General features: G+C 62.1%; 7 protein-coding genes. 5 read left to right on the forward strand and 2 right to left on the reverse strand.

The window, feature by feature from the left end; all coding sequences use genetic code 11:
• Window positions 1-10: 10 nt before the first annotated feature.
• On the reverse strand, window positions 11-3,157 hold the full coding sequence (locus tag N8I74_RS00495; RefSeq protein ID WP_263124940.1) for an AAA family ATPase: 3,147 nt from the start codon (window positions 3,155-3,157) through the stop codon (window positions 11-13).
• A 269-nt stretch (window positions 3,158-3,426) separates the two neighbouring features.
• Between N8I74_RS00495 and N8I74_RS00500 the strand changes: the two genes are divergently transcribed.
• The 5 genes from N8I74_RS00500 (at window position 3,427) to rng (ending at window position 9,541) form a co-directional block, all read left to right on the forward strand.
• A complete protein-coding gene (locus N8I74_RS00500; RefSeq protein WP_263124941.1) occupies window positions 3,427-3,690 on the forward strand; it encodes a hypothetical protein in 264 nt (87 codons plus the stop codon).
• A gap of 149 nt (window positions 3,691-3,839) precedes the next feature.
• Window positions 3,840-6,455: a leucine--tRNA ligase gene (gene leuS, locus N8I74_RS00505; protein ID WP_263124942.1), complete on the forward strand. Its 2,616-nt coding sequence runs from the start codon at window positions 3,840-3,842 to the stop codon at window positions 6,453-6,455.
• A gap of 12 nt (window positions 6,456-6,467) precedes the next feature.
• Window positions 6,468-7,013 carry an LPS-assembly lipoprotein LptE gene (locus N8I74_RS00510; RefSeq protein WP_263124943.1) on the forward strand — a complete coding sequence of 182 codons (546 nt, stop codon included), beginning with the start codon at window positions 6,468-6,470 and terminating at the stop codon, window positions 7,011-7,013.
• Window positions 7,003-8,019 carry a DNA polymerase III subunit delta gene (gene holA, locus N8I74_RS00515; protein ID WP_263124944.1) on the forward strand — a complete coding sequence of 339 codons (1,017 nt, stop codon included), beginning with the start codon at window positions 7,003-7,005 and terminating at the stop codon, window positions 8,017-8,019. Before N8I74_RS00510 ends, holA begins: the two co-directional genes overlap by 11 nt.
• Before the next feature lie 70 nt (window positions 8,020-8,089).
• Window positions 8,090-9,541 carry a ribonuclease G gene (gene rng, locus N8I74_RS00520; RefSeq protein ID WP_263124945.1) on the forward strand — a complete coding sequence of 484 codons (1,452 nt, stop codon included), beginning with the start codon at window positions 8,090-8,092 and terminating at the stop codon, window positions 9,539-9,541.
• A 320-nt stretch (window positions 9,542-9,861) separates the two neighbouring features.
• Here rng and N8I74_RS00525 read toward each other — a convergent pair whose 3' ends face one another.
• On the reverse strand, window positions 9,862-13,188 hold the full coding sequence (locus N8I74_RS00525; RefSeq protein WP_263124946.1) for a glycosyltransferase: 3,327 nt from the start codon (window positions 13,186-13,188) through the stop codon (window positions 9,862-9,864).

The following is a 13,188-nucleotide window of genomic DNA, read 5'->3' on the forward strand; positions in this document are numbered from 1 at the left end:
GCGCATCCGGCTACGGCCGGACGGCGCCTGCGGCAGCGCCCAGGCGCCGGGCCAGCGCCAGATAGCCGTGCCGCGCCGCCAGCGCCCGGGCGGTCGCGCAGGCATCGGCCACATCGCAATCCGGCGCGTCGATGCCGGTGAGCAGCAGATAAGGCTGGGCCCACGGCAGGCACCGGCTGCGCGCATCGCCGGCCAGCGCGCGGGCATGCCCGGCCACCGCTGCCCAGGTGCCTTCGCCAAGCGCAAGGTGCAACAACCGGGTGTGCAATTGCAGGTGGTTGTGGAACATCGCATCGGACAGCCCGGCAAGGGCCGCCTGCACCAGCGGCGCGCGGACCAGCGGCGGCGAGCACGCGGCCTGCGTGGCGGCGACCCATGGCCCCACGTAGGCCTGCAACCCGCCCTCGATCACCGCCGCCTGCGCCTGTGACGCCAGCAGCACCGCCTCGGCCGGCGCGCCCAGTTCGAGCGCGACGCGCGCCTGCCCTTCCAGGAACAGCGGCAGAAAACGCGACAACCCGGCCGCCTGTGCCACCTGCAACCCCTGCCCGAGGTATTGCGCCGCCGAATCGGCCTCGTCCATCTCCAGCAGCACCCAGCCCGCAGCGAGGCAGGAAAACGCCTCTGCCCGCGCCAGGCCGATCCGGCGCGCGATATCGATGGAGAACAGCGTCTCCTCCAGGCTGGCCGCCACTTCGCCCAGGTACAGCAGCACCGAGCCGAGCGCGGCGCGGTTGGCCGCCTGGATGGGCAGCAGCTCGTGCTCGCCGCACAGCGCCAGGCACGCTTCGTACTGCTGGCGCGCCCGCCCGAACTCCCCTTGCGCGTAGTCGGCATCGGCCAGGCCGGAGTAGGCGCGGGCCTGCAGGACCTTGTCCCCGGCCCGGCATGCATGGTCGAGCGCCAGCGATTGTGCCGCCATGCTGCGGGCCACTTCATTGCGCGGAAAACTGGCACGGCCGCGCAGATAGTACAGCTGCGCCAGCGCCGCCGGCGTCGCCCCGCCACGCTGTTCCAGGGTCTGCAACAGCGCGAGCGCCTCGTCGATGCGATCGAGCTGCAGCAGCGCTTCGGCCGCCGCCAGCTGGGCCGTCCACGCGCACTGCGACCCGCCCAGCTCCGCGGCGCGCCGCAGATGGACCAGCGCCAGTGCCGGCCTGCCGCGTCTGAGCTGCAGCTCGCCGCTCAAACCGTGCAGCCGGCCCGCATGCGCCGGCCCATGCGGCAACGCTCGCGCCATCTCCAGCAGCGCCAGCGCCGCCGTGTCGCGCAACGCTTCGGCTTCGGCACAGGCGGCATCCAGCAGCGCCGGCACCGCCTGCGGCGAGCCGGCAAACGCCAGGTGCCGGGCACGCGCCGCCGGATCACGATCGCGATACCATTGCGCGATGCGCAGGTGCAATTCCGCGCGTGCCGCCGGCTGCAGCTGCTGATAGACCAGATCGCGCACCAGGGCGCTGGTGAAGCGCCACTGATCGCCGGCCCGGGCGATCAAGAGCGGCCCGCTGCCCGACCCGCTCAGCGGCGTACCGGCAAGCTCGGCCAACAACGCCGCGCTGCATTGCTCGCCCGCCACCGCGGCCACCCCCAGCGCATGACGCTCGCCGGCCGACAGCCGCAGCACCTCGGCGTTGACCGCGGCCCGCAACGACGCGGGCAGCGCCTCGCCGGCTTCGGGATGTGCGAGCAGGCAGGTCAGGAACAGCGGGTTGCCAGCAGCGCGGTCCAGGCAGGCCTGCAGGTGCGGCGCGGCGGCATGGCCGAGCGCTTCGGCCAGTTGCAACGCCGCCGGGCGCGGCAACGGCGCAAGATCGAGTGTGATGCATGGCACGCAGGCATCCGCCGCCTGCGGCCCCAGCTCCCGCGCCGGTACGCTGGCGCTACGCACCGTGGTCAGCAACAGCACCGGCTGGGCCTGCAACTCGCCCAGCACCGCGATCAACGTCTGCCACAATGCCTCGCCGGCGTCGTGTCCGTCGTCGATCACCAGCAGTTGCGGCATCGAGGCGGCGCGCCAGCGCAACAGCTCACGCAGCAGTTCGGCCTGCAATTGCTCGCCGCTGCCCGGTGCGGTTGCCGCAAGGACGCCGCGCAGCACCGGACCCAGCGGCTGCCCCAGCAACTGCAGCAGCCACGCCTCGTGCGCCAGTCCGAGCCCGTAGCGCGACAGGTCGGGCAGGCTGCGCCCGTTGCCGGCCACCTGCACGATCAACCGTTCGAGCAACGCGGCCCCCTGCCCCGGCACGCGCTGCCGGGCATGCAGCACATGGCACTCGAACCCCATCGCCAGCGCCCAGGTCACACATTCGCCCGCCAGCCGCGACTTGCCCATGCCGATGCCGGCCCGCAGCAGCATCAACGATGCGCTGTGCCCCTGCCGGCAGGCATCAAGGCTGGCACGCAGCCGCTGCATTTCCGCGTGCCGGCCGGCGAGTGCGGGCGCCGAAGGCAAGGCGGAAGGCATGTTGCCCAACACCGCCCACTCGTGCGCATCCTCGGCCGGGGCCAGCATGAAGACGTCGCCCAGCAGCTCGCGGATCGAGGCGCAGATACGGATCTGCCCTGCCACGGGCTGCGGCGGCACGGCAGTGGGGCGGGCCAGCGCCACGCCGTCCCGGCTGATCGTGACTTCGCCGAATGTGACACGGAACGACGGCTGCAGGCTGCCCGGCCAAGCCATCGCCAACAGACGCATTGCCGCCTGCACCGCATAGAACGGCGCATCGCCGGCCTGCTCGTCCAGGCCGAAGGCGTACAGCAACGCATCATCGCCGCTGTGCAGCCGCTCCGCGCGCAAGGGCTCGAGCACCGGCCGGCCATCGGGCATGGCGGGGCCAGGCCACCATATCCACAACAGCGGCACGGTATGGTTCTCGGACCAGGCCGACGGGGCGGTGCCCGGCGGTGCTTCGGGCGCCATCAGTTCGGGCACGGAGACCCCGAAGAAGCGGGCCAGGTCGATGGCGGTGCGCAGGCTGACGCTGCGACCCCCTTCTGCGCGCTTGAGCGTGGCAATGGACACGTACAGCCGCTGCTGCAGGCAGGCCTGGACCAGTTGGGCCTGGGTCAGCAGCTTGCGACGGCGCAACGCAGCGACCTTGCCTGGGGGCAAGGTGACCGAACGGATGGACGCAGGCGGTAGGTCGGAGCGGGTCATCAAGGGCACCGGCGGTCGTTCGCGCGAACTGATCCCCAACTGATACGCGAACGCATTGCTCCCGCTATTTAACATGCCGGCGCACGCTCGCATACTGGCGCGTTTGCCAGCGGGGCCGTCGCCTGCGCCGACGGCATCCGTGCAGGCGGCACCGCCGACGCCTTTGCCAGGCAAAGCGCGCGGTGCAGACAGCCGCCGAAGCCACGGGCCCGACCGGCCCCAGGGCCGCCGCGTGGCAGACCGGGCGCATCCCACCCCCAGGAATCGACATGGGCCTGCATACGTTTCAGATCCTTGGCGTCTCCAGTCGCAAGCTGGGCCGCCTGCAGCAGACACTGAGCCAATCCGGGTTCGACGTGATCCCGACCGCGACCGGCTTTCGTATCACCGCGCCGGACGTATCCGGCCACCTGTTCTACAACCCGGCGACCTACACGCTGTCGGTCGATCTGCATGCCATCCCCGTACCCACGTCGCCGGGCGGCATGGTGGGATTGATCTACGACCAGATCAGCAGCCTGCCCGACATGTAAACCCCATCGGCCGTCCCAGCGGCACACCATGCCGCGCGGGCGCACCGGCCCTGCCTTTGCCCACCGCCCCATGGGCCTGCGCATCACGGCGCGCCGGCGCCGCCTTGACGCTATAATCCTGAGCTTTGTGAACGGTTTCGGGTCCTTCCATGCACGATCAATACCAGCCGCGCGAGATTGAGCTCGCCGCCCAGTCCAAATGGGATCAACACCAGGCTTTTCGCGCCGTCGAGGATCGCTCGAAACCCAAGTACTACTGCCTGTCGATGTTCCCCTATCCCAGCGGCAAGCTGCATATGGGGCACGTGCGCAACTACACCATCGGCGACGTGCTGTCGCGCTTCATGAAGATGAACGGCTACAACGTGCTGCAGCCGATGGGCTGGGACGCCTTCGGCATGCCGGCCGAGAACGCCGCGCTCAAGGGCGGGCGCGCCCCGGCGGCATGGACCTACGCCAACATCGAGTACATGAAGACCCAGCTCAAAAGCCTGGGCCTGGCGATCGACTGGGAACGCGAAGTCACCACCTGCAAGCCCGATTACTACCGCTGGGAGCAGTGGCTGTTCACCAAGCTGTTCGAAAAGGGCGTGATCTACAAGAAATCCGGCATCGTCAACTGGGACCCGGTGGACCAGACCGTGCTCGCCAACGAGCAGGTGATCGACGGGCGCGGCTGGCGCTCGGGGGCGCTGGTCGAGAAGCGCGAGATCCCGATGTACTACTTCGGCATCACCCAATACGCCGAGGAGCTGCTGGCCGACCTGGATCAGCTTGACGGCTGGCCCGAGCAGGTCAAGACCATGCAGCGCAACTGGATCGGCAAGAGCTTCGGTGCCGAAGTGGTGTTCGACTATGACGTCGAGTCGACCGGCGAGTCCGGTCAGCTCAAGGTGTACACCACCCGTCCCGATACGCTGATGGGCGCCACCTACGTGGCCGTCGCCGCCGAGCACCCGCTGGCAACGCGTGCCGCCGAAGGCAACCCGGCACTGCAGGCCTTCATCGCCGAATGCAAGGCCGGCTCGGTGGCCGAGGCCGATGTGGCGACCATGGACAAGAAGGGCATGCCGACCGGCCAGTTCGTCATCCATCCGCTCACCGGCGAAAAGCTGCCGGTGTGGGTCGCCAACTACGTGCTGTGGGGCTACGGCGAAGGCGCGGTGATGGCCGTACCGGCGCACGACGAGCGCGATTTCGAGTTCGCCAACAAGTACGGCCTGCCGATCAAGCAGGTCTACGCTGCAACAGAGCAGACTTTCGATGCCGCAACCTGGGCCGATTGGTACGCAGCCAAGGAAGGGCTCGTCACCGTCAACAGCGGCCAGTACGACGGCCTCGATTTCAACGGTGCCTTCGAAGCCATCGTCGCCGAACTGACCGCGCAAGCCCATGGCACCAAGCGCACCCAGTACCGGCTGCGCGACTGGGGCATCTCGCGCCAGCGCTACTGGGGCTGCCCGATTCCCATCATCCACTGCGCCAGCTGCGGCGATGTGCCGGTGCCGGCCGACCAGCTGCCGGTGCGCCTGCCCGAGAACGTGGTGCCGGACGGCCGCGGCAACCCGCTTGCGCGGCTGCCCGAGTTCCACGAGACCACCTGCCCCCGGTGCGGCAGTGCCGCCAAGCGCGAAACCGACACCATGGACACCTTCGTCGAGTCGAGCTGGTACTACGCCCGCTATGCCTCGCCGCAGTTTGAAGGCGGCATGGTCGACAAGCAGGCGTCCGACTACTGGCTGGACAACGGTGGGGTCGATCAGTACATCGGCGGCATCGAGCACGCCATCCTGCATCTGTTGTATGCGCGCTTCTTCCACAAGCTGATGCGCGACGAGGGCCTGGTCTGTGGCGATGAGCCGTTCAGGAACCTGCTGACGCAGGGCATGGTGGTGGCCGAGACGTTCTACCGCGACGCCGGCGACGGCAGGAAGGATTGGATCAACCCGGCCGACGTCGACGTGCAGCGCGACGACAAGGGCCGCACGGTGGGTGCCGTGCTCAAGAGTGACGGCGCGCCGGTGATCGTCGGCGGCACCGAGAAGATGTCCAAGTCCAAGAACAACGGTGTCGATCCGCAGCAGCTGATCGAGCACTATGGCGCCGACACTGCACGCCTGTTCATGATGTTCGCCGCGCCACCCGAGCAGGGGCTGGAGTGGTCCGATGCCGGCGTGCAAGGCGCGTTCCGCTTTCTCAACAAGCTGTGGCGTACCGTGCACGAGCATGTGTCGGCCGGCGTGGTGGCGAAATATCAGGGCGGCGAATTGTCTGCCGAGCTGAAGGGGCTGCGCTTCGCGCTGCACAGCGCCATCGCCAAGATCAGCGACGACTACGGGCGCCGCAAGCAGTTCAACACCGCCATCGCCGCAGTGATGGAGCTCTTGAACACCTATGGCAAGGCCAGGACCGATGACGATGCCGGCCGCGCGGTGGCGCAGGAGGTGCTGGAAAACGCGGTGCTGCTGCTCTCGCCCATCGTGCCGCATGCAGCCGATGCACTGTGGTCGTCGCTGCGCCCAGGCACAGAGCTGCTCGACCAGCCCTGGCCCCAGGCCGACGCCGCCGCGCTGGTGCAGGACGAGATCGAGCTCGTGGTGCAGGTGAACGGCAAGTTGCGCGCGCAGATCAAGGTGGCCAAGGATGCCAGCCGCGAGGCGATCGAGGCGACGGCGCTGGCCGACGAGAATGTACGCAAGTTCGTCGAAGGCGCCCCGAAGAAAGTGATCGTGGTGCCTGGCCGTCTCGTCAACATCGTCGCCTGAGGCAGACCCGCCATGCGCCAGCTCGCCCTCCTCGCCTTCGTCACGCTGCTTGCCGCCTGCGGGTTCCACCTGCGCGGCCAGGGGCCGGGCGCCCTGTTCCCCTACCCCACGGTGTTCGTCTCCGGCAACGGGCCGGTCGCGGCCCAGCTGCGCAGCGACCTGCAGCTGATGAAGGAAGTGCAGCTGTTGTCTGCGGCCAACCCCGCCGCGGCGCAGATCCGGATCGATGCCGAAAACACCGACCGCAAGATCCTCAGCGTCAACAATGCCGGGCGCGTCAGCGAGTACCGGCTCTACTACACCGTGTCCTACCGGGTGGACCAACCGGGCGGCGACGCGTTGATCCCCGGCAGCACGCTGCAGCTGTTCCGCAGCTACAGCCATGACGAGAACAACACGCTGGGCAAGGAGGCCGAGGCGCAACTGCTGCTGAACGATCTGCGCCAGGATGCGGCGCGGCAGATCCTGCGACGCACCGGCGCGGCGTTCAAACAGCGCACCCAACGGGCTGCCAGCGAGCCGACTCCGTCGCAAGGGCCGCTGTTGAATGCGAACTGAGGATCTGCCGCGACACCTGGAGCGCGGCCTCGCCCCGCTCTACATCGTGCATGGCGAGGAGGCGTTCCTGGCGCTGGAAGCCGCGCAGCTGCTGCGCGACACCGCCCGCGCCGCCGGCTATGCCGAACGTGAGGTGCTGACGGTGGAAAGCGGTTTCTCCTGGTCGCAACTGAGCGTGCAGGGCAATTCGCTGTCCCTGTTCGCGAGCCGTAAGCTGGTGGAGCTGCGTATCCCGACCGGCAAGCCGGGGGTGGAAGGCGCCAAGGCCATCGAGGCCTATTGCGGCGATCTGCCGCCCGATACGTTGACGCTGGTGCAGTGCCCCAAGCTGGACCGCACGGCGCAGAACGCCAAGTGGTTCCAGGCGCTGGCACACGCCGGCGAGGTGATCGAAGCCCGGCCGGTCGAACGCACCGCGCTGCCGCGCTGGATCGCCGCCCGGCTCGCTGCCCAAGGCCAGGACATGAGCCCCGAGGCGTTGGAATTCCTGGCGGACCGGGTGGAAGGCAACCTGTTCGCCGCGCATCAGGAAGTGCTCAAGCTCGGCCTGCTGCACCCGCCCGGCCGCCTCGGCCTGGATGCGGTGCAGGCGGCAGTCGCCAACGTTGCGCGGTTTGATGTCTTCCAGCTGGGCACCGCCCTGCTGGCCGGCGATGCGCTGCGTTTTTCCCGCATGCTGACCGGCCTGAAGGCCGAAGGCGAGGCGCCGCATCTGGTGCTATGGGCACTGGCCGAGGAGATCCGTGCGCTGTTGCGCATCGGCCAGGGCCGCAGCCGTGGCGTGCCGATGGCACAGCTCTTCAAGGAAAACCGCGTGTGGGGCGAAAAGCAACGGCTCATCGACGGCGCCCTCGCGCGGGTGAATGGCGTTGCCTTGCGCGAAGCGCAGGCACGCGCGGCACGCATTGATGCACTCAACAAGGGTATCGGCCAGGGCGAGGTCTGGGATGAACTGCTGCAGCTGGGCCTGCAGCTGATGGGCAAGCCCCTGACCCGTGTCGGTTGACCCTTTCCAATCCAACCGCCGCGGCACGCGGCGAACCCCATCAAACCCATCTACGACGGCCGCCCCCACCATGAGAGAACAGATCCTGGTCAATATCACCCCGCAGGAAACGCGGGTCGCCACCGTCGAAGACGGCGTGGTGCAGGATATCCACATCGAGCGGGCCAGCCATCGCGGCCTGGTCGGCAACATCTATCTGGGCGTGGTCAAACGCGTACTGCCCGGCATGCAGAGCGCCTTCATCGAGATCGGCCTGGAGCGCGCGGCCTTCCTGCATATTGCCGATGTGATCGAACAGCGCCAGCACCCCAACGAGCCGCAGCGGATCGAGCGCATCGTGCACGAAGGCCAGAGCGTGGTGGTCCAAGTGATCAAGGATCCGATCGGCACCAAGGGCGCCCGGCTGTCCACCCAGATCAGCATCGCCGGCCGTTTTCTAGTGTACCTGCCGCAGGAGCACCATATCGGCATCTCGCAACGCATCGAAAACGATGCGGAGCGCGAGCACCTGCGCGGGCGACTGGAACGCCTGCTGCCGCAGGACCACCACGGCTACATCATCCGCACCTCGGCCGACCATGCCACCGATGACGAGTTGCGCGCCGACATCGACTACCTGGACCTGATCTGGGCCGATATCCGGCAAAAGGCGCAGACGCTGCCCGCCCGCTCGCTGCTGTTCCAGGACCTGTCGCTGCAGCTGCGGGTGCTACGCGACATGGTCAGTGCCGGCACCGAGGAAGTACTGGTCGATTCGCGCGAGAACTTCCAGAAGATGGGCGAGTTCGCCAGCGCCTTCGTCTCCGATGTGCTGCATCGCATCCAGCACTATGGCGGCGAGCGCCCGCTGTTCGAACTCTACGGCGTCGAGGCCGAGATCGAGCGCGCGCTGGCGCGCCGCGTCAATCTCAAGTTCGGTGGCTATCTGATCATCGACCAGACCGAGGCAATGACCACCATCGACGTGAATACCGGTGGCTTTGTCGGCACCCGCAACTTCGACGACACCATCTTCAAGACCAACCTGGAAGCAACCCACGTCATCGCCCGGCAGCTGCGGCTGCGCAACCTGGGCGGCATCATCATCGTCGACTTCATCGACATGGACAACGAGGAGCACAAGTCGGCGGTACTGGAAGAGCTGCGCAAGTCGCTGTCACGTGATCGCACCAAGGTCACGGTCAGCAGCTTCACCAGCCTGGGCCTGATCGAAATCACCCGCAAGCGCACCCGCGAAAGCCTGGCCCATGTGCTGTGCCAACCCTGCCCGACCTGCCAGGGCCGCGGCGAGATCAAGACCGCGGAAACCGTGTGCTACGACATCCTGCGCGAGATCCTGCGCGAGGCACGCCAGTTCAACGCACGCGAATACCGCATCCTGGCCTCGCAGACCGTCATCGACCTGTTTCTGGACGAAGAATCGGCAAGCCTGGCGATGCTGGCCGACTTCATCGGCAAACCGATCTATCTGCAGGTGGAGACGGCGTATACGCAGGAACAGTTTGATGTGGTGTTGGTGTAGTGAATTGTTGTATCCGACCCGTATTTTTTGGCAGCATCAATGAAATTGTGGTCATTTGTTGCCAACACGCCAAAATCAGAAGCATTAGATTGCCCACCGTATCCCACCCGGAAATCCCGAAACAATCGCTCAGATACCTTAAAGAACAGCTGAAGAAGGTTAAATGGATGAATGGAGACTGATGCCAAGTAACCACCGCCCGTTCTTCTTCACACGGCCCCGCAATCCTGAATAGCCCAAAAGCGCGGCTTCCGTGGGCAGACTTCCTGGGTCAGAAAACAATGGAAGGTGAACCTTAGGCTCACCTTCCTTCCATTCCATCAACACTGTTTGGCTATCGCAACCTGTGCCTTCGACTTGGCCATTTGATATGCTGCATGGAGTGCAAGATGCCTTTGCATTCGGACATTGTCCTCAGCAGGAACCCTGAATATAGAGGTTGTCTTCGGGACATATTTGAAAGATGCCCCAAAGCCATATCGCAGCCATAGATTCCAATCCTCAAGCATTTCCATATCCAATTCGAACCCACCCCAGCGCTCGTACAAGCGACGATGGAAAAGCACGGATTGGATAGGCAGGAAATTATGGTCTTGAAGAACTGAATAGTCCCATTCCTGTCTGAAGGTATCGACGTATTCGAATCGCTCCTCCTGATAACCGGAATCATCCCGCCTCGTATAGACCTGAACGGCTAGCGCATAAGCAGCATCCAACTTTGGAGAGCGAATCAATTCTGCCATCAATACCTCTATATGGTCGGAGAAGAGCAGATCATCGTCATCTAGAAACATCATATATTCGCCATGAGCCGCAGCGAGGCCTGCATTTCCCGTCATAGAGCGCCCCACTTTCTCGCAACTGATATAACGCACATTGATGCCGGAATACCTTGAAATATTCTCAACCACCGCCTGCATCTCAGCCCCCCCATCCTCGACCACCAGTACTTCGAGGTTGCGGTAGGTCTGGTTCAGCAGGCTATATATTGACTCCTGCAAAAAGCGGGTTCTGCCTCTGTAAGTACGGACAATTACCGATACAAGTGGCCCTGTAATACAACGGGCAACTTCGTAAAATGCTCCCTCCCGTATCATTTCATAGTCAAAAATTCGGAAAGGAAAATATACTTTCTCCGGGCCAGCCCCGTGAAGCATGTGATTAAAATTACGAAGAATGCGGCCAACATTCCGCAGTACGTCCTTTTTGGCCCCCGGGTATTGGGACGGCCAGAAAAATAGTGCGCCATAAAGAGGCAGGATTGCACATTTATCCATCCACGTCCCGTACCTCAGACGCACATATGCATTGCCAAGTGTACTGCCCGAAAACTGTAACGGCTTGACCTGCCCCGCCTCGGCATAACTGTAATGACGAACAACCGCATTCGGGCAGTACTTTAAACGATAGCCAAACGAGCGGAAGCGGTAAGAAAGCTCTACATCTTCTGCATACATGAAGATTCGTGGCTCATAGCCTCCTACGCGCAGATAGGCATCTCTTCGCATTAGAATGCAGGCATGGGAGGACCAATTGGTCTCCAGCGTGACTGGATCATAATGTTTAGGATGTTCATACGGCAACTGCCGCAACTCCCAAGACGCAACATTAATGGCGGATTTGCCAACAACGTGCCGCATCAATTCGCGGATTGAGTCAATTTCAAATTCCAGATCGACATTTGTAACAAGAACGTAGTCCGCCTTCCCCGACAATATCGCAGCATTATGCCCTGCACCAAACCCCAAATTTGGCTGACGCAAGAGCGAGGCTGACGCATACTCTCTTCGAAGCGTAGCGAGCTTAGATTCAATGTAATCCGCAGTACCATCGGACGACGAGTTGTCCACAAAGAACAAATTCAGCCGTTCTTTTGGGTAATCGATCCCCGCCAAGCTCTTGAGAAAGGCATCAATCCATTTTTTGCTGTTAAACAACACCACACTGACATCGACTTCCGGCAAATTCGTAAATTCTTCCGGCTCGGAGCGCTCGTTTATATCGTTTCGGCCTGCGGCAAGTGCCTGCAATGCATAAATACCCTGCTTTCTTGAAGAAGACAGGTCCAAGATGGACCGAATCCCTTTGTCAATTGCATTGCGGATGAAAAACCTCCCCCGGGCAACACCTGAGCTCGCCCGATAAATCCCGCGCAGGATCGCCTTGACCCTCCATAGGACCGAATAGCCCGCTCTCAGCGGCCTTGTGATCGCCCAAGAACTGGAGTTGATCACTTTATCATACTTGGATTGCAAGATCTCAACCTCGCCTTTCAGGCTTGCTATCAAAGCTTCCATATCACTCAGGGCATCTGCATTCGCCAAGAAGCGGGTACAGATTCGATCCAATCTGCCAGATGATGAAATGGAGGTTGTTACGGCAGCATCGCATGCCGTCGCCGTCTTGCTCCGGCATTGAAACGTCAACAAATCACTGCCTACCCGGACGAAGCCAGCCAACACACTTGCCTCGAACACAATAGAAGAAATATAACCCACGAACGAATCGCCACCACGAAAGGGAAGCCATCCAAGCAGATCTGAGGGAAATAAAATACAGCGGGAAACCGCGGAGCTTGGATATTCATTGAATTCCTCAAATGGTAGAACATGAATTCCATCAGAACTCCGATCAATTTCGATTACTGGTGAGGCATTGAATCTTTTTAAAATCTGCGAAAATGATAGGATGAAATCGGAAGGGATCACCTGCAGAGCAGGGTCAACCAGAACATATCGACCACGTATGTATCCAGTGATATTTTTTATTTCTTTTTTCGGTATGACTAGGGCATCAACACTGCCAAAATTCGAACTCAGTTCATCGGAGATGACGATAAATTGGACATTTGGCAGTGGCGATCGGAGCAAATCAAGCCCAGCTTCGCTCTCAACTACAATACTCAGAAGCCTGTCCTTTTCTTTCTTCTCAATGAGCGTGGCACTCTGCCCCTTCTTGTATATCCGAACAAATTGATATACATCGATTGAGGGATTCAACCTGGAGAACAACTCCCTTATCAATCCAAAAAAGCCGACTTCACGATTGTGTAAGACCAACCCATTTTCATATTGTTCAGATATTTCAATATGATAATCCATGCCCCCCGTCTCAACCCAACCGGCACAGCTGGTCACAGACTGCAATTTGGATTCTGTATAAACATGACGATGAGTACGATCCAGTATCCCAGACTCTCTCTCATCCCATCTGCCGGCCATCAATTTTATTGCCACATCATAATGGGAGAAATTAGGGATGCTTAATATCAAGCATGCCGTATCAGGGACCAGAGAATGCAGCAAGGAGAGAAATTCGATGGGCTCATCCAAATGCTCTATCACATCGATCGCAGATAATGAAACAACCTCACCTTGCGTTTGGATTTTACCAAGCCAAGAAGCCAAGTCCGATAGGTGTACGAGATCCAATACATGGGCTTCGAAACCTCTTTCCACCAAAGACTGAACCGCGACTTTATTTGCGTCAAAACCAATATATCTGATGCCTTTAGCGGACAATTCTTCCGCAATTGCGCCAAAACCACATCCTAAATCAATATGAATTCCCTGATGCTGCGGCACAAGCGCTGCCACATTGGCATATACACTATGTTCTTCAAATTTGAATTTATAGACTTCACTCAC

This window comes from Chitiniphilus purpureus (genome assembly GCF_025642115.1).
GTDB lineage: Bacteria > Pseudomonadota > Gammaproteobacteria > Burkholderiales > Chitinibacteraceae > Chitiniphilus > Chitiniphilus purpureus.